19 protein-coding genes are annotated in these 19,802 nt (G+C 71.2%); 16 read left to right on the forward strand and 3 right to left on the reverse strand.

The features are described 5' to 3' along the window. Positions 1–26: 26 nt before the first annotated feature. Complete coding sequence (locus tag AVME950_RS03640) at positions 27–2,270, reverse strand: FUSC family protein (RefSeq protein WP_284428795.1); 2,244 nt, start codon at positions 2,268–2,270, stop codon at positions 27–29. A 106-nt stretch (positions 2,271–2,376) separates the two neighbouring features. Here AVME950_RS03640 and AVME950_RS03645 point away from each other — a divergent pair, with 106 nt between their 5' ends. Beyond that, complete coding sequence (locus AVME950_RS03645) at positions 2,377–4,335, forward strand: esterase/lipase family protein (RefSeq protein WP_284428796.1); 1,959 nt, start codon at positions 2,377–2,379, stop codon at positions 4,333–4,335. A gap of 74 nt (positions 4,336–4,409) precedes the next feature. On the opposite strand, the gene AVME950_RS03650 is transcribed toward AVME950_RS03645, so the two are convergent. Together AVME950_RS03650 and AVME950_RS03655 are read right to left on the reverse strand one after the other, a co-directional pair. Beyond that, positions 4,410–4,715 carry a hypothetical protein gene (locus AVME950_RS03650; RefSeq protein ID WP_284428797.1) on the reverse strand — a complete coding sequence of 102 codons (306 nt, stop codon included), beginning with the start codon at positions 4,713–4,715 and terminating at the stop codon, positions 4,410–4,412. Between the two features lie 179 nt (positions 4,716–4,894). After that, positions 4,895–5,794, reverse strand: a complete 900-nt coding sequence (locus AVME950_RS03655; RefSeq protein WP_284428798.1) for an SDR family NAD(P)-dependent oxidoreductase — start codon at positions 5,792–5,794, stop codon at positions 4,895–4,897. Positions 5,795–5,908: 114 nt separating this feature from the next. Between AVME950_RS03655 and AVME950_RS03660 the strand changes: the two genes are divergently transcribed. The 15 genes from AVME950_RS03660 to ribBA all read left to right on the forward strand — a co-directional run bounded on the left by AVME950_RS03660 (position 5,909) and on the right by ribBA (position 19,800). After that, a complete protein-coding gene (locus AVME950_RS03660; protein WP_284429562.1) occupies positions 5,909–6,823 on the forward strand; it encodes a LysR family transcriptional regulator in 915 nt (304 codons plus the stop codon). Positions 6,824–7,023: 200 nt separating this feature from the next. Continuing rightward, on the forward strand, positions 7,024–8,409 hold the full coding sequence (locus tag AVME950_RS03665) for an SLC13 family permease (RefSeq protein WP_284428799.1): 1,386 nt from the start codon (positions 7,024–7,026) through the stop codon (positions 8,407–8,409). A 50-nt stretch (positions 8,410–8,459) separates the two neighbouring features. Continuing rightward, positions 8,460–10,151, forward strand: a complete 1,692-nt coding sequence (mdcA, locus tag AVME950_RS03670) for a malonate decarboxylase subunit alpha (protein ID WP_272564052.1) — start codon at positions 8,460–8,462, stop codon at positions 10,149–10,151. A gap of 10 nt (positions 10,152–10,161) precedes the next feature. Further along, complete coding sequence (gene mdcC / locus AVME950_RS03675; RefSeq protein WP_284403407.1) at positions 10,162–10,494, forward strand: malonate decarboxylase acyl carrier protein; 333 nt, start codon at positions 10,162–10,164, stop codon at positions 10,492–10,494. Next, positions 10,491–11,378 (forward strand): biotin-independent malonate decarboxylase subunit beta, encoded by an 888-nt coding sequence (locus tag AVME950_RS03680; RefSeq protein ID WP_284428800.1) that lies wholly within the window; start codon positions 10,491–10,493, stop codon positions 11,376–11,378. The genes mdcC and AVME950_RS03680 overlap by 4 nt, the downstream gene beginning before the upstream one ends. Before the next feature lie 30 nt (positions 11,379–11,408). After that, positions 11,409–12,110 (forward strand): biotin-independent malonate decarboxylase subunit gamma, encoded by a 702-nt coding sequence (locus AVME950_RS03685; RefSeq protein WP_284409076.1) that lies wholly within the window; start codon positions 11,409–11,411, stop codon positions 12,108–12,110. 35 nt (positions 12,111–12,145) lie between these two features. Then, complete coding sequence (gene mdcG / locus AVME950_RS03690) at positions 12,146–12,847, forward strand: malonate decarboxylase holo-[acyl-carrier-protein] synthase (protein WP_284428801.1); 702 nt, start codon at positions 12,146–12,148, stop codon at positions 12,845–12,847. After that, positions 12,844–13,734 (forward strand): triphosphoribosyl-dephospho-CoA synthase MdcB, encoded by an 891-nt coding sequence (mdcB, locus tag AVME950_RS03695; RefSeq protein ID WP_284428802.1) that lies wholly within the window; start codon positions 12,844–12,846, stop codon positions 13,732–13,734. The genes mdcG and mdcB overlap by 4 nt, the downstream gene beginning before the upstream one ends. Continuing rightward, positions 13,731–14,639, forward strand: a complete 909-nt coding sequence (locus AVME950_RS03700) for an ACP S-malonyltransferase (protein ID WP_284428803.1) — start codon at positions 13,731–13,733, stop codon at positions 14,637–14,639. The genes mdcB and AVME950_RS03700 overlap by 4 nt, the downstream gene beginning before the upstream one ends. 155 nt (positions 14,640–14,794) lie before the next feature. Next, entirely contained in the window at positions 14,795–15,463 is a 669-nt protein-coding gene (locus tag AVME950_RS03705) for a glutathione S-transferase family protein (protein ID WP_284428804.1), read from the forward strand. 240 nt (positions 15,464–15,703) lie between these two features. Beyond that, positions 15,704–15,985, forward strand: a complete 282-nt coding sequence (locus AVME950_RS03710) for a DUF427 domain-containing protein (RefSeq protein ID WP_092739949.1) — start codon at positions 15,704–15,706, stop codon at positions 15,983–15,985. Further along, positions 15,982–16,341: a hypothetical protein gene (locus AVME950_RS03715; RefSeq protein WP_284428805.1), complete on the forward strand. Its 360-nt coding sequence runs from the start codon at positions 15,982–15,984 to the stop codon at positions 16,339–16,341. Before AVME950_RS03710 ends, AVME950_RS03715 begins: the two co-directional genes overlap by 4 nt. 35 nt (positions 16,342–16,376) lie before the next feature. Continuing rightward, entirely contained in the window at positions 16,377–16,673 is a 297-nt protein-coding gene (locus AVME950_RS03720) for a 2Fe-2S iron-sulfur cluster-binding protein (protein ID WP_284428806.1), read from the forward strand. Positions 16,674–16,797: 124 nt separating this feature from the next. Next, entirely contained in the window at positions 16,798–18,522 is a 1,725-nt protein-coding gene (locus tag AVME950_RS03725; RefSeq protein ID WP_284428807.1) for a T6SS phospholipase effector Tle1-like catalytic domain-containing protein, read from the forward strand. Positions 18,523–18,678: 156 nt separating this feature from the next. Beyond that, positions 18,679–19,800 (forward strand): bifunctional 3,4-dihydroxy-2-butanone-4-phosphate synthase/GTP cyclohydrolase II, encoded by a 1,122-nt coding sequence (gene ribBA / locus AVME950_RS03730; protein ID WP_284399476.1) that lies wholly within the window; start codon positions 18,679–18,681, stop codon positions 19,798–19,800. Positions 19,801–19,802: the final 2 nt, after the last annotated feature.

Below are 19,802 nucleotides of genomic sequence, written 5' to 3' on the forward strand. Positions count from 1 at the left end.
TTCCCGGGCAGCGCCCTCGGTCGCCCTCAGGCGCTGCGTTCGGCCACGGGCTGCGCGTCAGGCGCCTTCGTGTTCATGCTTTGCAGCACCTGATCCGCATCGCTCCGCAGCTCCTCGGCCAGCCCCACCGCTAGGCCCAGGCGGCGCAGCAGCCACGGGCCGAGCTGGGCATCGAACGGGTCGGGCAGCGGCTCGGGGCCGGGCGAGATGCGGGGGGGCATGGCGGCATCCGCCGCAGCACGGGGCGCGGACAGGGCGTTGCCGATGGCCTCGGCCGTGGTGGCCAGCGGCGCCTGCAGCCGCTCGGGCTCCAGGTGGCCGCGGCGCAGCAGCAGCATGGTCTTCACGGCCGTGAGCTGGGCCAGCAACTGGTAGCAGTGCACCTGCAGCCGCTCCAGGGGTTCGAGCGGCGGGCGCACGGCGCGCGGCTCCGACAGCGACCGCTGCGTGGCCTGCACCAGGGCCGAGAGACTGTCGTAGGCCTCGCGCCGCGCCAGCCGCCAGGCCAGCTCGGGCGCGTTGTCCACGGCCTGCAATTGCCCCAGGGCCAGCGCCTCGCGCGCATGCAGCGCCTGAGCGGCCAGGGTGCGCGACACGAGGGCGGGGATCTGCGTGCGCTCCCACGAGGGCAGCACATAGGAAAACGCCCAGGCCACGCCGGTGCCGATCAGGGTATCGGCCAGCCGCTCGAACAGCGCGAAGGCCGTGCTGCTGCCCGCATGCAGCATGTGCGACTGCACCAGCCCGAGCACGGTGGCCGCCACCGCGGTGATGAGGTAGCGCCGCACGGCAAAGCCATGGGCCACGGCCTGCGCCAGCGTGAGGCACACGATCAGGCCCAGCGCGGTGGGGTGCATGGACAGCAGCCCCAGCGCCAGCACGCAGCCCAGCAGCGTGCCGGCCACGCGGCTGTTGCGCCGCTCCAGGGTCTGCGCCAGGCTGCCGCGCAGCACCACCACGATGGTCAGCAAAATCCAGTAGGCGTGCGTGCCCCAGGGCAGTGCCTGCGCCACCGCGTATCCCACGCCCATGGCCAGCGCCGCGCGGATGGCATGGCGCAGCGGCGGCGCATCCCAGCGCCACAGGCCGTTGAACGGATGCCACGACCACGCGGTGGGGCTCACGAACATCTGCCAGTTCGCACGCACCACGGCCAGGTTGGGCTCGGCCTCGCCGCGGGCCAGGGCGATCATGCGCAGCGCCTCGTCGTTGATGTGGCCGATGCGGTCCGCCAGCCCGCGCGCCAGGAGGCGGGGCGACGGGTTGGCGCCCTCGGGCCCGGGCTGGGGCTGAGGCACTTCGTCCCAGCGCAGGGCCGCCAGGTGGGGCCGGTGGTCGGCGAAGGCGGTGGGCCTGCGGCCGATGAGCATGGCATCGGCCAGGCGCTCCATCTCGTCGGCCACGTGGTGCAGCACGTCGCGCAGCCCGACCACCACGGGCGCATGGCCGGGGTGGGCCTTGAGCGTGTCCAGGTCCAGCTCGCAGGCCAGCAGGTGGTCGCGCATCTCCAGCACCAGCAGCAGCATGCCGGCCAGCCGCTGGCGCCGCGGCGTGCGGGGCGACTCCAGCACGATGTTGCGCGCGGCCTGCAACTGCTCGGCCAGGGCCGCCTGCCGGTGCAGCAAGGCCCCCGCCAAGGCGGGCGCGGGCGGGCCCTGCAGATCGACCGGCGTGAACTGGCGCGCCTGCACGCGCATCAGCGCAGCGAGCGCCAGCAGCGCATCCGCCACCGACTGCACGCGGTAGCGCGCATTGAGCGCATGGTTGGCCACCACCGAATACACCACATACAAAGCCGCCCCCAGCGCGAAATGCCCGGTGGTGGCCAGCGCCGCCGTCAACGGGTCTACGCCCGGCGTGGGCGGCACGGCCATGGAGAACACCATGGAGAACATCAAGGCCACCGCGATCGGCACGCCGCGCTTGCCCCAGGCCATGGCCAGGAACGCGACGAAGCTGGCTGGCACGATCAGCATTCCCAGGGCCAGCTCCGACGGGTGCAGCATCTGCACCCCGAAAAAGAGCGGCACGCCCAACAGGGGCGCCGGCAGCATCTGCCAGAACTTGCCCCGCGCCGGGCCGGGCAGGTCGGGCGGCGCCGTGACGATGACCCCGACCGACGCCGAGGCGGCGGCCGCCGCACCCAGCCACCCGTGCACCCCGGCCGAGATGAGCAGCAGGCCGAAGGCCACCGACAGGCCGTTGAAGACATAGTGGCTCAGCGCCACGCGCAAGGCAGCCCGCAGGCGGTGTTCCGGAGAGATCCTCATAAGCCGGCAAGCGTACCGCAGCGCTGCGCGCCGCGGCGTCAGGCAGCGCCCCATTCGCGGGGCCGCCGGGTAACATCGGCCACCCCGTCGCCGCCCGGCCCGCCCCATGTCGCCACCCACCCCGCCGCCGCTCCACCGCACCTGGGCCCCTGCCCCGCGCCGCACACCCTGGTCGGTGTTGCGAGGGCTCGCCGCGCTGTGCGCAGCGGCCGTGCTGTGCGGCTGCGCGGGGGTGACGGTGTCGTCGATGTCCCCGCGCGAATACCTGTCGCAGCGGCGCGGCGACGTGCTCACCAGCGGCCGGGTCAGCGAGGCCACCGAAGAGGTGCTGCGCGTGATCGGCAGCGATGCCGACACCTGTGCGGACGACCTGGCCGACTGCCGCAACCAGCTGGCCGCCTCGAACGGCATCAGCGAGGAGCAGCGCCTGTCGGCGCTGGCCGAGGTCTGGCTGCAGGTGGGCCTCGAAGGCGAACGCGACCGCAGCGCGCCGCTGCCGCCGGACGAGGCGCTCGATGCCTGGATGGAATCGGCCCGCCACGCCTGGGCCTATCTGTTCTTCACGCAGCGCTCCCCCGGCGAGCGCGCGTTCGAGGACCGGCAGACGCAGGTGCGCGACTACTACAACTTCGCCACGCAGCGCGTGGTGACCCTGCTGTTCCAGCGCTACCGCGCCGAAGGGCGCCGGTCGGATGAGGCGCGCACCCTCGGCGCCTGGCGGATTTCCAGCGACGCCTCGGACATCCGCCTGCCCAGCGACGCCCCGCTGCCCGAGGAACTGATCCCGGCCACCACGCTGCGGTTTTCCGGCGTTCGCAACACCTACCGGCGCGATGGCTTCGGCACGGAGCTGGTGGCGGCGTCCGCCCCCGAGCCGGGCGAACGAGCGCCCGCACCGTTCAAGGAAATGCCCTACCCCGCGGCCACCGCGCTGCTGCGGTTTCCCGGCAAGACGCTGGGCGAGGTACTGCGCACGCAGGAGGTGCAGGTGGCGATCTACGACCCCTACCATACCGCGCGGGTGGAACTGGGCGGGCAGCAGGTGCCACTGGCGGGCAACTTCACCGCGGGGTACGGCCTGTGGCTGGCGCGCTCGGGCTTTGCCACGCAGGCCATGCGCACGCTGCTGGGCTGGAGCGACCGGCTGGACGCGCCGCGCATCCACCTCATGCAGCCCTATGACCCGAACCGCCGCACCATCGTCATGCTGCACGGGCTGGCCAGCAGCCCCGAGGCCTGGATCAACGTGGCCAACGAGGTCCTGGGCGATGCGCAGTTGCGGGACGCCTACCAGGTGTGGCAGGTGTACTACCCCACCAATGCGCCGCTGGCCCTCAACCAGCACGACATCCGGGAGGCCCTGTTGCAGACGCTGGCGCACTTCGATCCCGCCGGCACGGCGCGCGCATCGCGCGACATCGTGCTGGTGGGCCACAGCATGGGCGGCGTGCTGGCGCGGCTGCTGGTGTCGGAATCGGGCGGCACGCTGTGGGACCAGGTCATCGGCCGCCCCGTGCTGCCCCCGCAAGACCTGGCCCGGCTGCGTGAGGACCTGGGCCCCTTCCTGGTGTTCCATCCCCTGCCGCAGGTGACCCGGGCGGTCTTCATCGCCGCGCCCCACCGGGGAACGCCGTTCGCCAACAAGACCCTCTCGCGCTGGCTGGCCAACATGGTGACGCTGCCGCTGGCCGTGCTGGAGCGCTTCGGCGATGCGACCCGCGTGCTGGCCAGAGCCCATGCCGCGCAGCCCGTCGAGGGCGGGGTGCCGCCGCGCCTGCCCAACAGCATCGACAACCTGGGCGACACCGATCCGTTCGTGCGCGCGGCCGCCGACCTGCCGATCGGCCCGGGCGTGCGCTACCACTCCATCATGGGCCGCGAAGACCCAGGAACCCCGCTCGCGCAGTCGAGCGATGGCATCGTGCCCTACGGCAGCGCCCACCTGGCAGGTGCCGAGTCGGAGCTGGTGCTGACCTCGCACCACAGCGTGCAGGAGAACCCCCGGGCGATCCTGGAGATCCGCCGCATCTTGCGCGAGGCGCTCGCGGCCGAGCCGGTGCGCTGAAAGGCGAGCGCTGCATCCAGCGCCCCACCGCTGGCGCCCATGCCCGATGGAAAAGAATCAGCCAACCGCAGACTTCAGCCGCAGCGCCATTCAGCGAAAAACAATCTTTGGCCGTTCTGAACCGTGGGGGCGACACCGATGCCGAGCATCTGAACGGGCTGAGCGGGGAAAGGCCCCGTCCTGCATTTCTGCTGGGCATCGAAGAAAGTCGCATCCCGCACCTGGCGGCGGGTCGGACTGGTCGTGTTGGGCCCGAGGCCGGAGGCCGTGATCGTTTGTCCGCTTTGGGCAAGAACAGGGGTGGTACTCAACGCGGCAAGCAGAGCGAGCCCAGCCGTGACGAACGCGCCAGATTTGAAGACGGGTGAAAGAAGAAGCATGGATTCCCTTGTATTTGAGTTGCAGGCCCAACACTAAAACCAACCACCCAGGCGAGGCAGGCCGCATGCGAAGCCTTGGTTCAGCCGGCGAATCCAACCGACCACGTCGCCGAGCGCGCGTCTGGCCGCAATATTTGCAATCTGCCAGGCGAGCGCCTCGGTACCGGGCAATCACTCCATCACCGCCGGGCCAGGCGCACCTCGTTCGTGCCCTGGGCCGCGCCGCTTTGCGGCACCTGTTCGCCGGTGCGGTCGGTCACCTCGGCCAGGCGCGCGGCGAGCTGCTCGGGCACATCGGGCCCAATGCCCAGATGCACCCCCTGCGTGAGCGTGACGTGCGCCGCCTCGAAGGTGCCGGCGCCCGCGCACAGGATGGTGCGCGTGGGCGCGCTTTCGTGCGCCAGCACCAGCATGGCCGGCACCACGGCCTCGGGCTTGAGCGCGGCCAGCACCTCCTCGGGCATCAGGCCCTCGGTCATGCGGGTGGCGGCGGTGGGCGCGAGCGCGTTCACGTGGATGCCGTGCTTGGCCCCTTCGATGGCGAGCGTCTGCATCAGCCCGACCTGGGCCAGCTTGGCGGCGCCGTAGTTGGCCTGGCCGAAGTTGCCGTACAGGCCGGTGGACGAGGTCGTCATCACGATGCGGCCGTATTGCTGCGCCACCATGTGCGCCCACACGGCCTTGCAGCAGTGGGCCGCGCCCATCAGGTGCACATCCACCACGAGGCGGAAATCGTCCATGTCCATCTTGCCGAACGACTTGTCGCGCAGGATGCCGGCGTTGTTGACCAGGATGTCCACGCGGCCCCAGGCATCGACGGCCTGCTGCACCATGCCCTGCACGGCCGCGAAGTCGGTCACCGAGGCGCCGTTGGCCAGCGCCTCGCCGCCGGCCGCGTGGATCTCGTCCACCACGGCCTGCGCCGCCCCCACGGTCGCGCCGCTGCCGTCCACCGCACCGCCCAGGTCGTTGACCAGCACCTTCGCGCCGCGCGCCGCCAGCGCCAGTGCGTGCTGGCGGCCCAGGCCGCCGCCCGCGCCCGTCACGATGGCCACGCGGCCCTTGAAATCGATTGCCATGGGTTTCTCTCTCCTGTGGGCCCCGCGGGCCAGTGAATGGTTTTGCAAAAGCGGCCGTGCAATGTGCTGCAATCGGCCCAGCACGAATTCTGATCGAGCCCCCACCGCATGGCCATGCCCCACCGTCCCGATGACGACATCACCCTTCGCAAGCTGCACATCCTGCGGGTCTTCCTGGAAGCCGGCAATCTCGCGCGCGCGGCGGAGAGCCTGGACATCAGCGCGGTCAGCGTGCACCGCGCCCTGCACTCGCTGGAGGACGCGCTGCGCTGCCCTCTGTTCCGCCACGAAGGCCGCCACCTGCACCCCACCGAGGCCGCTCACCACCTGGCGGAGGTCGCGCGCGAGCTGCTGGGCACGCTGGCCGAGGGCATCCGCTCCACGCGGGCGGTGGCCGGGTATTCGTCCGACCGCATCCGCATCGGATCGCTCTATTCGCTGACCAGCCGCACGGTGCCCACCCTCGTGATGGGCATGAAACGGCGCCTGCCCGAACTGCAGACCGAACTGGTGCTGGGCTCGGACGCCGACCTGCGGCAAAAGCTGCGCAACGGCGCCATCGATGCCGCGCTGATGGGGTCGTCCGGCGATATGCCCGACCTCGAGTGCGAGCCCCTGTTCGAGGACGACATCCACTTCGCCGCGCCAGCCGACTCGCCCTACCCGCCCGACCAGCCCATCGACCTGGCCGCCTGCGCCAGCGAGCGCTTCGTCAGCCTCACGGAAGGCTTCGTGACCTACCAGGGATTCATGGAGACTTTCCGGGTGGCCGGCTTCACCCCCGACGTGGTGATGCAGACCGAGGACATCTTCTCGCTGATGAACCTGGTGAGCGGCGGCGTGGGCTGCACCCTGCTGCCCGGTCGGGTGCGTGGCGTGCTGCCGCCCAACGTGCGGCTCATCGCGCTGCAGCCGCGCTACCGCATGCGCCAGACCATCGCGCTGCACTTCCTGCGCACCCGCGAGCGCGACCCCAACCTGCTCGCCCTGCTGGCGGTCTGCCGCACCGCCAAGGCGGCGCTGTCCTGAGCCACCCTGCCAACCTTCTGGGGCAGCCCCTACGGGGGTCACCCTGGATCGTTTCGATTAGCGTAAGTGTCGGCACACCGCTGGCATTGATCCGCACCGCCCGGCTGCGTATCGTCCCCTGCAAGAACAAAGCCCCGCATCCATGAGCACAGCCACCGGCATGTGCCACCGCGGGGCACCACGGACAGGAGACAAATTCAATGACTTCCCACTGGATATCCATCTGCGCGCTCGCCAGCATGTTCGTCATCGCCACCGTACTGCCCATCAACATGGGCGTCATCGCCTTCGTCGGGGCCTTCCTGGTCGGCACGCTCGTGGCCGGCATGAATGCCAAGGCCATCATGGCGGGATTTCCTGCCGACCTGTTCCTGACGCTGGTGGGCATCACCTACCTGTTCGCGCTGGCGCAGAACAACGGCACGATCGACTGGCTGGTCAAGCTGGCGGTGCGCGCGGTGCGTGGGCGCATCGCGGCGATCCCGTGGATCATGTTCTTCATCGCCGCGGCGCTCACGGGCGTGGGGGCCGTCAGCCCGGCGGCGGTCGCCATCATCGCGCCCATCGCGCTGGGCTTCGCGGCCAAGTACGGCATCAACCCGCTGATGATGGGTCTTCTCGTCATCCACGGCGCGCAGGGCGGCGGCTTCTCGCCGATCAGCATCTACGGCGGCATCACCAACAAGATCGTGGCTACGGCCGGCCTGCCGCTGAACCCCATCGCCACCATGGCGGCCAGCCTCGCGGTGAACCTGGCCGTGGCCATGGCGCTGTTCGTGGCCATGGGCGGGCTGAAGCTGGCGCGCCAGCGCACCGGCGCCCGCAACACCCCGTTCGACCTGCCGCAGGTGGCCCACGGCCAGGGCGGCGCCCAGGTCTATGGCAACGCCGAGGGCGACTCCCTGGCCGAGGAGCGCCGCACCGCCGCCCAGACCGACGACTCGCTCATGAACGCCGCCCCTTCCGCGCCGCAAGCGGAGGGTGCGCGCTGGTACCAGGCGGTCACCGTCATCGGTCTGCTCACTCTGGCCGTGCTGACGCTGTTCTTCAAGCAGGACATCGGCTTCGTCTCCATCACCATCGGCCTGCTGCTCACGCTGATGGCGCCCAACCTGCAAAAGCGCGCGCTCGGCCAGGTGTCGTGGCCCGAGATCATGCTGATCGTGGGCGTCAGCACCTTCGTGGGTGTGATGGACAAGATGGGCACCATCGACTTCGTGGGCCACAGCGTGGCCGCGCTCACCTCGCCGCTGATGGCGGCGCTGCTGCTGTGCTTCGTCGGCGCGGTGGTCTCAGCCTTCGCCTCGTCCACGGCGGTGCTGGGCTCGCTGATCCCGCTGGCCGTGCCGTTCCTGCAAGGCGGCGGCTCGGGCGATGCCGGCGTGGGCGCGGTGGGGTTCATCGCGGCCATGGCCGTGTCGTCCACCATCGTCGATGTGAGCCCCTTCTCCACCAACGGCGCGCTGGTGCTGGCCAATGCGCGCGGCGTCAACCGCGAGGTGTTTTTCCGCCAGCTCATGGTGTATGGCGCCGCTGTCACACTGATCGCACCCGTGGTGGTGTGGCTGCTGTTCGTCGTGCTCTGACCAGCCGCCAGCCCCTGCCCGTCCAATCTTCCAACCCACCACAAACTCCCATGAACCCCAGAGACTGGAACACCCGCGCGGACCGCCGCGCCGCCCGGCTCGCGCGGGCCGACCGCGCGCTGGCTGCGCACGGCATGCCGCTGGCCGGCAAACGGGTCGATGCCGCCGCCATCGGCACGCTCCTCGAAGCCGTGCTGGAGCCCGGCGACCGCGTCTGCCTCGAAGGCAACAACCAGAAGCAGGCCGACTTCCTGGCCGATGCGCTGGTGCAGGTCGATCCGGCGCGCGTGCACCACCTGCACATGGTGCAGTCGGTGCTGGCGCTGCCGCAGCACCTGGACGTGTTCGAGAACGGCATCGCCTCGCGGCTCGATTTCAGCTTCTCGGGCCCGCAGAGCGCGCGCATCGCGCGGCTGGTGTCGGCCGGGCGCATCGAGATCGGCGCCATCCACACCTACCTGGAGCTGTTCGCGCGCTACTTCATCGACCTGACGCCGCAGGTCGCGCTGATCGCCGCGCAGGCGGCCGATGCCGAGGGCAACCTCTACACCGGCCCCAACACCGAGGACACGCCCGCCATCGTGGAGGCCACGGCCTTCTCGGGCGGCATCGTGATCGCGCAGGTCAACGAGATGGTGGACGGCCGCACCACCACGCTGCCGCGCGTGGACATCCCGGCCGGCTGGGTGAGCTTCGTCGTGCAGGCCCCGCGCCCGCACTTCATCGAGCCGCTGTTCACGCGCGATCCGGCGCAGATCAGCGAGATCCAGGTGCTCATGGCCATGATGGCGATCAAGGGCATCTACGGCGAGTACGGCGTGCAGCGCCTGAATCATGGCATCGGCTTCGACACCGCCGCGATCGAACTGCTGCTGCCCACCTACGGCGAGTCGCTGGGCCTCAAGGGCAAGATCGCCCGGCACTGGGCGCTCAACCCGCACCCGGCGCTGATTCCGGCCATCGAGGCCGGCTGGGTGGAGTCGGTGCACTCCTTCGGCTCCGAGCTGGGCATGGAGGACTACATCCGCGCGCGCTCGGACGTGTTCTTCACCGGGCCGGACGGCAGCCTGCGCAGCAACCGCGCCTTCTGCCAGGCCGCTGGGCACTATGCCTGCGACCTGTTCATCGGCTCCACCCTGCAGATCGATCTGGACGGCAACAGCTCCACCGCCACCCTGGGGCGCATCGCGGGCTTCGGCGGCGCGCCCAACATGGGGGCCGATGCGCGCGGCCGGCGCCATGCCAGCCCCGCCTGGCTCAAGGCCGGCGCGCAGGCGCGGGCGGGCCGCACCGGCGCGGCCGGCACGCCGCGCGGGCAAAAGCTCGTGGTGCAGATGGTGGAGACCTTCCGCGAGCACATGCAGCCCGCGTTCGTGGAACGGCTGGACGCCTGGACGCTGCAGGAGCAGGCCGGCATGGCGCTGCCGCCCATCATGATCTACGGCGACGACGTGACCCACATCCTCACCGAGGAAGGCATTGCCAACCTGCTGCTGTGCCGCAGCGATGAAGAGCGCGAGCAGGCCATCCGCGGCGTGGCAGGCTACACCGCGGTGGGCCTGGCCCGCGACCGGCGCGCGGTGGAGAACCTGCGCGACCGCGGCGTGATCCACCGCCCGCAGGATCTGGGCATCGACCCGCGCGATGCCACGCGCAACCTGCTGGCCGCGCGCAGCATGCGCGACCTGGTTCGCGCGTCGGGCGGGCTGTACCAGCCGCCCAAGAGATTCCGGAACTGGTAGGAGGCACCCCATGAGCGACATTCCCGCAGGGCTCGAAACCCTGGACTTTTCCTTTCCCGGCGGCCGACCTACAGGCCCCTTCGCCCCCGTGCTGGTCGGCGTGGTCGGCTCCGGCAACCTCGAGGTGCTGCTGGAGCCCGACAGCGGCACCGGCTGCTCGGTGCGCGTGGAGACCTCCGCGCGCGGCTTCGGCCCGATCTGGCAGGCGGTACTGGACGACTTCCATGCGCGCCACGCCTTGGCCGGCGTGCGCATCGCCATCAACGACATGGGCGCCACGCCCGCCGTGGTGGGACTGCGGCTCGACCAGGCCGTGGCCGAACTGCCGGGAGCGCGATCATGAGTCTGAGCTACGCGGAATGCAGCGCGCGCGAGCGCCTGGCCCACCTGCTGGATCCCGGCAGCTTCCATGAGTGGCTGCCGCCGGCCGAGCGCGTGACCAGCCCGCACCTGGCGCAACTGGGCGTGCCCTCGGCCTTCGACGACGGCGTGGCCGTCGGCCGCGCCACGCTGGGCGGGCGGCCCATCTTCGTGGCCGCGCAGGAGGGCGAGTTCATGGGCGGCGGCGTGGGCGAAGTGCATGGCGCCAAGCTCGTGGGCCTGCTGCGGCGCGCGCTGCGCGACCGGCCCACGGCCGTGCTGCTGCTGGCCGAGTCCGGCGGCGTGCGGCTGCACGAGGCCAACGCCGGGCTGATCGCCGTCTCGGAGGTCATGCGCGCCGTGCTGGACGTGCGCGCTGCCGGCATCCCCGTGGTGGTGCTGATCGGCGGCGCCAACGGCTGCTTCGGCGGCATGGGCATCGTGGCGCGCTGCGCCGACCACGTGGTGATGAGCGACATGGGCCGCCTCGCCATGTCGGGCCCCGAGGTGATCGAGGCCTCGCACGGCGTGGAGGAGTACGACGCGCGCGACCGCGCCCTGGTGTGGCGCACCAGCGGCGGCAAGCACCGCTGGCTCACGGGCGACTGCGACGCGCTGGTGGAGGACGACGTGGCCGCCTTCCGGACCGCTGCCATCGACGCGCTCGGGGCCGCGCGGCCCGTCACGCCGGCAGCGCTGGAGGCCGAGCACGCGCTGCTGGCCGCCCGCATGGCCGCGCTGGACCACCTGCCGGACGATGCCCCCGCCGACGACGCCACCGCGCTGTGGCAGGCCCTGGGCGTGGCCGATGCCGCCCGGGTGCCCGAGCTGGACGTGGCGGCGGTGCAGGGCCTGCGCCCGGCCTGAACCCGCAGCAACGAACGAGAAGGAACCGACATGCAATGGAACACCCTGGCCGAAAGGCTCTTCGGCGCGCAGCACGGCATCGTGGCCGATGGCGATCTGCTCTTGGGCACACCCACCTTCGACGGCCAGCCCCTGGCCGTGATCGGCACCACCAACCATGCGCCCATCGGCGTGCGGCTGGCGCTGGCCCAGGCCCGCGCGGTGCTGGACACCGTGGCGCAGCACCCCGGCCGCGCCATCCTGCTGCTCATCGACACGCAGGGCCAGCAATTGCGCCGGCGCGACGAACTGCTGGGCATCAACCGCGCCATGGCGCACCTGGGAATGGCCATCGACCTCGCGCGCCGGCACGGCCACCGCGTGGTCGGGCTGGTCTACGACCAGGCGCTCTCGGGCGGCTTCATCACCTCGGGCCTGATCGCCGACGCCTGCTACGCACTGCCCGAGGCCGAGATCCGCGTGATGCGCATTCCCGCCATGGCGCGCGTGACCAAGCTGCCCGAGGCCCGGCTCACCGAGCTGTCGCAGTCCAACCCCGTGTTCGCCCCCGGCGTGGACAACTACGTGGCCATGGGCGGCGTGCGCGCGCTGTGGGAAGGCGACCTGGCCGCCGCGCTGCGCGAGGCCCTGGCCCACACGCCCACCGACGACGTGCGGGCCCGGGACGGCGCCGCGCGCGGCGGCCGCCAGCTCGCCGCCGCCGTGGCGCAGCGCGTGCTGGACGCGGCCTGATAGCACCAGACTCGCCCATTCACGCACCCGCGCCCATGGCCACCGCCCTGCCCCTGCAGCGCCACCAGCTCGCCTGCCTGTCCGATGCCGGCTGGCAGCGCCAGCTCGCCCTGCCCTGGGACGGCGAGGCCCGCGAATGCCTCGATCACTGGGCCGCGCGGCGCCTCCCGCTCGTGGTGACCACCCAGCCGCCCGGCCCGGACGGCAGCATCGCGCTGGGCCTGCCGGCCCCCGGCCGCTGGGCACGGCGCCGCCTGGCGCTGCGCGTGGCGCGCGAAGACATCCTCTACTTCGATGCCTTTCCCCCGGCCCTACTGGCCCAGCCGCTGATGCCGACCGGATCGAAGGCCGCCTGGGGTCGCCTGTGCGAGGCGCTGCAGGCCTGCGGCGTGGCCGCCCGCATCTACGGCAGCCACGGCTGGCAGCTCATCACCGGGCTGGACCACCTGCGCAGCGGCTCCGATGCCGACCTGTGCATCGGCGTGGCCAGCCCCGCGCAGGCCGATGCCGCCGCCGCCTGCCTGCACGCCTTCCCGAAGGCGCAGCCCCGGCTCGACGGGGAACTGCTGTTCGCCAATGGCGCCGCCGTGGCCTGGCGCGAGTGGAGCGCCTGGCGTGCAGGCCGCGGCAAGGCCGTGATGGTCAAGCGCCTGGCTGGCGCCGCGCTGGCGCAAGCCCCCTTCTGGCCGGCCACGGAACCGGCGAAGGAACCGGCCGCAGAGGAGCCGCTGCCATGACCGCCAACGCACGGCGCCGGTCTGCGAGCGACCCGCGTCCGGACCCGGCCCCGCAGGCCATCGGCCGCGCCGCCACGCTGTCGCTCTACGACGAACTGGCCTTGTCGCCCAAGCCCGGGCTGGTGACCCTTACCGACAACGGCAGCCACACCGACATGGATGCCCGCACCTTCATGCGCAGCCTGTTCGCGCTGCGCGTCTATTTCGTGCGCATCGCCGCGCTGGGCCATGCCGGCGAAGGGTTCCCGGCGCTGGAGCGCTGCGGCATCGAGGCCGAAGCGCGCATGGTGGCGGCCACCGGTGGCGTCAACACCCACCGGGGCGCGATCTTCACGCTAGGCCTGCTGTGCGCCGCGGCGGGGGCCCTGGCGCGCGAAGGCACACCCCTGCAGCCCGCCGCGCTGCGCGAGGCACTGCGCCGCCACTGGGGCGCGGCGCTGGCCGAGCGCGCCGAACGCACGCTGCGCGCGCCGCGGCTGCCCGGCGGCATTGCCGCGGCGCGCCATGGCCTGCGCGGCGCGGCGCAGGAGGCGGCGCTCGGTTTCCCCGTGCTGTTCGACACCGCAGTGCCCGCGCTGCGCCATGGGCTCGCCCGCGGGCTCGGCGTGCAGCAGGCGCGCGTGGACACACTGTTTTCCGTGATGGCCGTGCTGGACGACAGCAACCTCGCCCACCGGGGCGGCCTGGAAGGCCTGCGCCACGCCCAGGCCTGCGCGCGGGGCTTTCTGGCCGCGGGCGGCGCCGGGCGGCCTGGCGGCCTGGCGGCCGCGCACGCCATCGGCCGCGATTTCGTCGCGCGGCGCCTGTCGCCCGGCGGTTCGGCCGACCTGCTGGCCGCCGCCTGCTGGGTGGTCCGCATGGCGCCCACGGCGGGCTGCGCACCATGAGCTATGCCCTGGTGTTTTCGGGCCAGGGCATGCAGCATCCCGGCATGCTGCCCTGGCTGGCCGACGGCGCCCCAGTGCGCGCGGTGAACGACCGCCTCGGCGTGCCCGACTGGCGAGCCGTGCTGCAGGACACCGATTGGGCCGCGCGCAATGCCCACGCCCAGGTGCTGCTCACCGGCCTGGCCCTGGCTGCCTGGGACGCCCTGTCCCCGCTGTTGCCACCGCCGGCCGCCATCGCGGGCTACAGCGTGGGCGAGCTGGCCGCCTTCAGTGCAGCCGGCGTGTTCGATGCCGCCACCGCGCTGTCGCTCGCCCAGGCGCGCGCCGAGGCCATGGACCGCTGCGCCGCCGGCCATCCCGGCGGCCTGATCGGCGTGAGCCGCATGGCGCCGGCCGCCATCGACGCCCTGGTGCGCGACACCGGCCTGGCCGTGGCGATCCGCAACGGCCCGGACAGCGTGGTGCTGGGCGGCGCGCTGGCCGCGCTGGACCGCGCCGAAACGCTGGCCACAGCCCAAGGCGGCCACTGCACGCGGCTGCGCGTGGGCGTGGCGTCGCACACGCCGGCCCTGCAGCCGGCGGCCGATGCGTTTCGCCAGGTGCTGGAGGGCACGGCTCTCGCACGCCCGCGCACCGCGCTGTTCAGCAACGCGGCCGACCGCATCGCCAGCGTGCCGCAGGCCCGCGACGCGCTGGCGGCGCAGATCGCCCGCACCGTGCGCTGGGACGAATGCATGGACAACCTGCACGCGCGCGGGGTGCGCTGCGTGGTCGAGGTGGGCCCGGGCCAGGCGCTCGCCAGGATGTGGAACGCACGCTACCCCGGCGTGCCGGCCCGCGCCTGCGACGAGTTCCGCAGCGCGCAGGCGCTGGCCGCATGGGTCGGCAGCCACGGTCTGTCCTGATCCCCTGGACGCTGCGGACCGATGCCCCGGCACGCAGCGCCCCGACAACACATTGGCAGCTTTTGCGAACGCTTTGTCGCTGCAGCGCCCGGCACCGCCCCTAAGCTGGAGGGCCCCTCTGCATCGATGGCGGCGTGACCGCCGGGAACACGTCCATGCTCACGCTCCATCACTGCCTCAGCGCACGCTCTTTCCGCCCTTTGTGGATGCTGGAGGAGCTGAATGCGCCGTATGCGCTGCAGATGCTGCCTTTCCCGCCGCGTGTCCACGCGCGCGAATTCCTCGGCGAAAACCCGCTGGGCACCGTGCCGCTGCTGGTCGATGGCGAGACCCGCATGACCGAATCCGCCGCCATGTGCCAGTACCTGTGCGCGCGCCATGCACCCACTCCCCTGCAGGTCGAGGTGGGCGAGCGCGATTTCGCCCGCTATCTCAATGACCTGCATTTCGGCGAAGCCACGCTCACCTTCCCGCAGACCCTGGTGCTGCGCTACCGGTATCTCGAGCCGGCCGAGCGCCGCAGCCCCCAGGTGGCCGACGACTACGCCCGCTGGTTCCTGGCGCGGCTGCGCACGCTGGAACCCCGGCTGGCGCAGCAGCCCTATTTGTGTGCCGGGCGCTTCACGGCGGCGGATGTGTCGGTGGGCTACGCGCTGCTGCTGGCCGAACACCTGGCGCTGGCCGCCGCGTTCACTCCCGCCGTGGCGGCCTATTGGGCCCGCCTGCGCGAGCGGCCCGCTTTCGGCCGGGCCATGGCGGCGCAGGAAGCGGCGGCACGCGCGCAGGGGGTGCCGCTCACGCCATCGCCCGACCTGCGGCCCTGAGCCGGGCGGAACAGGGGCGGTGCACTGCCGCCGCGTGGCGGCGACGACGACAAGGACGCGGGCAAATTCGGGTAAGGTGCTCTTCCGGCAAGGCCGCGATGCGTTGCCACGGCCCATCGTCCGGCCTTCAACGCGCTGCCGCGCCCCGGCCCATGGCCTGCGATTCATGGGATGGCTGCTAGCGCGATCTCCATCCCATCAGTGCAGCCCGCATTTTTTTCATTGCAAAGGACCACCCCCATGAAAGCCATCTGGAACGGCGTGACCGTCGCCGAGAGCGACGACACCGTGCTGGTCGAGGGAAACCATTACTTCCCCGAGAGCGCGCTGAAGCCGGAATACTTCACCTTCAGCAACCACAAGACCATGTGCCCCTGGAAGGGCCAGGCCACCTACCGGTCGCTGCTGGTCAACGGCGAACTGAACCCCGACGCCGTCTGGACCTATGCCGACCCCAAGCCCGAAGCCGAGTCGATCCGCGGCCGCTTCGCGTTCTGGAAAGGCGTCAAGGTCGGCGCGTGACCGGGCCCCTCGGGTTATCCCTGCCCGCACTGGACAATCATGTGGATAACCCGGGACAACGCCTGTATGGCGACGCCAAGCCCTTGATTTTGCAAGGAAACCGGTGCGCCGCCTCATTTTTAGGCACCCGGTTGCCCACAGGGCTGTGGTTATCCCTGATGCCGCTGGACAATCATGTGGATAACTCGGGACAAGCCCTGTATGACGGCGCCAAGTCGTTGATTTTGAAAGCTTACCGCTCGACTGCCTTCTTTTTAGGCAATCCGGGGTTCTCAGCGCCACGGCCCATGGATGCTATTAAAAACATAGCTATATGCCCTAGTGTTGATTGCACTGGAAGCCTTTTTCATCCTTAACCCTCTCGTTCACTGCCCTCCTGTGGCCGTTCGCCATGAGTGACCCTTCCTCCGTTCCCTTTTTCACCGCCCGCGTCGGCGACGACGGCACCCAGTGCGATGCCTGGCCGGAGCAGCCCTTGCTGCTGTCGCTGGAGCAAGGCGGCATCGACTGGCCCAGTTCGTGCCGCAACGGCACCTGCCGCACCTGCATCGGCCTGCTGGCCGAAGGCGAGGTGCGCTACGCCATCGAATGGCCCGGCCTGTCGGCCGAGGAGCGCGCCGAGGGCTGCTTGCTGCCCTGCGTGGCCTACCCGGTGGGCGACGTGCGGCTGGAAGCGCCCGGCATCTGAAGACGGCTGAAATGATCTGAACCCGTGCCCACCCCGCGCTCCCATGGGGCGGGCACCCTTGCTGCGGCGCGCGTTCCTCGCCCAGAATCTCCCGGACACGCATCGCCACGGGAGGGAGGACACCATGAACGCCAAAAACACGCCGGCCGCACCGGCCGCCCATGCCAACGCCACGGCACCGGACGCCGCCGACCGCGCGCCCACACGCGAGGCCATCCTGGCCGAATGCATCGCCGCGGACGAGCAATGGGCCGCGCAGCCGGGCCGCAACCTCGTGCTGCTGTTCGACGGCACCGGCAACATCCTGGGCAACCAGCAGGACACCAACGTGGTGAAGCTGCTGCGCATGCTTGGCAAGGGCCAGGACGCATCGGGCAGCGAGCCCACGCAACTGGTCTATTACGACCCCGGCGTGGGCACCACCAATGAATTCCCGGCGGACGGCATCCTGTCCAAGGCCAGGAACCAGCTGCGGCAACTGGCCGGGCTGGCGCTGGGCATCGGCGTGTTCCCCAACATCGCCGAGGCCTACAAGTTCCTCGTGCACACCTATCGGCCGGGCGACCGCATCTACCTGTTCGGCTTCTCGCGTGGCGCGTTCACCGCGCGGGCGGTGGCCGGCATGATCAACATGTACGGCCTCATCCACACGGAGGGTCTGCCGCTCATCGAAACCCTGGTGCGCACCTATTTCGCCCCGAGCGGCCAGAAGAACCAGGCCGGCACCAAGAGCCGCGAGGCCTTCGCGCGCGACGTGATCGACAATTTCTCGCTGGGCCGCACGCCGCTCGTGCACTTCGTGGGCGTGTGGGACACGGTGGAGGCCATCGGCAGCGGGCTGCTGGGCGGCATCAAGATCACCAACTCCACCGAGTTCGCCCGCAAGCGGTTCGCCAACGTGCGCCATGCCATGTCGCTGTACGAATCGCGCAGCAAGTACTCGCCCCGGCGCTATGCCGACCCGCACTTCACCGAGCGTGAGCGCCCCTGGCGCAGCTACGACCAGCGCTGGTTCCGCGGCGTGCACAGCGACGTAGGCGGCTCGTACGCGCGCGACGGGCTGTCCAACCTCACGCTGAAATGGATGGTGGACGAGGCCTTCGCCAAGGGCCTGCGCGTGGACCGGGGCCAGCTGCAGCCCGGCGACCCGCTCACGGCCATGCACGACCAGGCCTACGACTGCCCTTACTGGGTCTGGACCGGCCTCAATGCACGCGAGCGCTTTCCGAGCGACTTCATCGATCCCACCGCCCGCCCGGTGGACGGCGCCGTTCCCGCCAACACCGTGCCGCGCACGCAGCCCTGGCGCTGGCTGGGCGTGGCGCTGGCGGTCGTCACCGCCGTGCTGTTCGCCATCACGTTCCAGTTCGGGCAGGCCGCCTGCGACCTGCAGTCGGCGCCGGGGTGGGTGCAGGGCCTGCCCTCGGGCTTTCAGGTGACGGCGCACTGGCACGCCGGCTGGGGCGTGGTCTGCGGCGGCACCGACAGCGTGCGCCGCGCCATCGCCTGGGACTGGGCCCTGCTTGCCAGCTATGCGTTGTGGCTGGCCTATCCGGTGGCCTGGGCCCTGCGGCGGCTGGTCGCGCGGGCCGTGCCGCCGGGCTGGGCCCTGGGCTGGCTCTACCGCCATGCCCACTGGACGGTGCTGGCCCTGGTGCTGTCGGACCTGGTGGAAAACTACGCCACGCTGCACATGCACCACCCGCACTGGCCCACGGTGCTGACGGTGGCCAGCGGCCTCAAACTGCTGTCCCTGCTGCTGCTGGCGTGGGTGATGGTGGCCGGTGCCCTGGCCGGGCGCGAGGGCGGCCGGACGCGGCCCGCCTCGCCCGCGCCCCAAGTCCACTAAGTGGACTAAAATCGCCGCCTTTGGGGCGCGTAGCGCTCCCGCACCGTGCGGCCAGCGCCGCACCGCCCGCTCTTTGGAGGCGGCTCCGTCCGGGCCGTGGCCGGACCAGCGTGCGGTGCACGCCACCCGCGCGGCCCACCGAAAGCCCTGCCCTCCATGAACACCCCCCTGACCCCTGCGCCCATCTCGCCGGTGCAAGACATCGTGGCCGAGATGCGCGCCGGGCGCATCGTCATCCTCGTGGACGAGGAAGACCGCGAGAACGAAGGCGATCTGGTCCTGGCCGCCGACCACGTCACCCCCGAGGCCATCAACTTCATGGCGCGCTTCGGCCGCGGCCTGATCTGCCTGACCCTCACCCGCGAACGCTGCGAACTGCTGAAGCTGGCCCCCATGGTGGCCCGCAACGGCACCAAGATGGGCACGGCGTTCACCGCCTCCATCGAGGCGGCGGAGGGCGTGACCACCGGCATCTCCGCCGCCGACCGCGCCCGCACCGTGCAGGCCGCCGTGGCGCCCCACGCCGTGGCCGCCGACCTGGTGCAGCCCGGCCACATCTTCCCGCTGCAGGCGGTGGACGGCGGCGTGCTCATGCGCGCCGGCCACACCGAAGCCGGCTGCGACCTGGCCGCCATGGCCGGCTGCAGCGCCAGCGCCGTGATCTGCGAGGTGATGAAGGACGACGGCACCATGGCCCGCCTGCCCGACCTGCAGATCTTCGCGGCCGAGCACGGCCTCAAGATCGGCACCATCGCCGACCTCATCGAATACCGCAGCCGCAACGAATCGCTGGTGCAGAAAGTGGGCACGCGCCCGCTGCAGACCGCCTTCGGCGAGTTCACCGCCCACGCCTTCCGCGACGAACCCAGCCAGGCCGTGCATCTGGCGCTCGTGAAGGGCCAGTGGGGCCCGGACGACAGCGTGCCCGTGCGCGTGCACGAGCCCCTGTCGGTGCTGGACGCGCTGGAGGTCAACCGCTCCATGCACTCCTGGGGGCTGGACAGCAGCCTGCAGTACATCGCCGCCCAAGGCCAGGGCGTGGCCGTGCTGCTCAACTGCGGCGAAAGTGCCGAGCAGTTGCTGGAGCAGTTTGAAGGGCGCGCCCGCTCGGCCCATGCGCCCGAACGCGGCCGCATGGACCTGCGCACCTACGGCGTGGGCGCGCAGATCCTGCGCGAATGCGGCGTTCACAAGATGCAACTGATGGGCCCGCCGCGCCGCATGCCCAGCATGGCGGGCTACGGCCTCGAGATCACCGGATACCTTCCCAAGGAATAAGA

Origin of the sequence: Acidovorax sp. SUPP950, from assembly GCF_030158935.1 — a bacterium.
Lineage (GTDB): Bacteria > Pseudomonadota > Gammaproteobacteria > Burkholderiales > Burkholderiaceae_C > Paracidovorax.

Bases quoted from the DNA above. Each gene is read 5' to 3' on its own strand.
- AVME950_RS03640 (WP_284428795.1), bottom strand. From the start codon at position 2,270: ATGAGGATCTCTCCGGAACACCGCCTGCGGGCTGCCTTGCGCGTGGCG.
- AVME950_RS03645 (WP_284428796.1), top strand. From the start codon at position 2,377: ATGTCGCCACCCACCCCGCCGCCGCTCCACCGCACCTGGGCCCCTGCC.
- AVME950_RS03650 (WP_284428797.1), bottom strand. From the start codon at position 4,715: ATGCTTCTTCTTTCACCCGTCTTCAAATCTGGCGCGTTCGTCACGGCT.
- AVME950_RS03655 (WP_284428798.1), bottom strand. From the start codon at position 5,794: ATGGCAATCGATTTCAAGGGCCGCGTGGCCATCGTGACGGGCGCGGGC.
- AVME950_RS03660 (WP_284429562.1), top strand. From the start codon at position 5,909: ATGCCCCACCGTCCCGATGACGACATCACCCTTCGCAAGCTGCACATC.
- AVME950_RS03665 (WP_284428799.1), top strand. From the start codon at position 7,024: ATGACTTCCCACTGGATATCCATCTGCGCGCTCGCCAGCATGTTCGTC.
- mdcA (WP_272564052.1), top strand. From the start codon at position 8,460: ATGAACCCCAGAGACTGGAACACCCGCGCGGACCGCCGCGCCGCCCGG.
- mdcC (WP_284403407.1), top strand. From the start codon at position 10,162: ATGAGCGACATTCCCGCAGGGCTCGAAACCCTGGACTTTTCCTTTCCC.
- AVME950_RS03680 (WP_284428800.1), top strand. From the start codon at position 10,491: ATGAGTCTGAGCTACGCGGAATGCAGCGCGCGCGAGCGCCTGGCCCAC.
- AVME950_RS03685 (WP_284409076.1), top strand. From the start codon at position 11,409: ATGCAATGGAACACCCTGGCCGAAAGGCTCTTCGGCGCGCAGCACGGC.
- mdcG (WP_284428801.1), top strand. From the start codon at position 12,146: ATGGCCACCGCCCTGCCCCTGCAGCGCCACCAGCTCGCCTGCCTGTCC.
- mdcB (WP_284428802.1), top strand. From the start codon at position 12,844: ATGACCGCCAACGCACGGCGCCGGTCTGCGAGCGACCCGCGTCCGGAC.
- AVME950_RS03700 (WP_284428803.1), top strand. From the start codon at position 13,731: ATGAGCTATGCCCTGGTGTTTTCGGGCCAGGGCATGCAGCATCCCGGC.
- AVME950_RS03705 (WP_284428804.1), top strand. From the start codon at position 14,795: ATGCTCACGCTCCATCACTGCCTCAGCGCACGCTCTTTCCGCCCTTTG.
- AVME950_RS03710 (WP_092739949.1), top strand. From the start codon at position 15,704: ATGAAAGCCATCTGGAACGGCGTGACCGTCGCCGAGAGCGACGACACC.
- AVME950_RS03720 (WP_284428806.1), top strand. From the start codon at position 16,377: ATGAGTGACCCTTCCTCCGTTCCCTTTTTCACCGCCCGCGTCGGCGAC.
- AVME950_RS03725 (WP_284428807.1), top strand. From the start codon at position 16,798: ATGAACGCCAAAAACACGCCGGCCGCACCGGCCGCCCATGCCAACGCC.
- ribBA (WP_284399476.1), top strand. From the start codon at position 18,679: ATGAACACCCCCCTGACCCCTGCGCCCATCTCGCCGGTGCAAGACATC.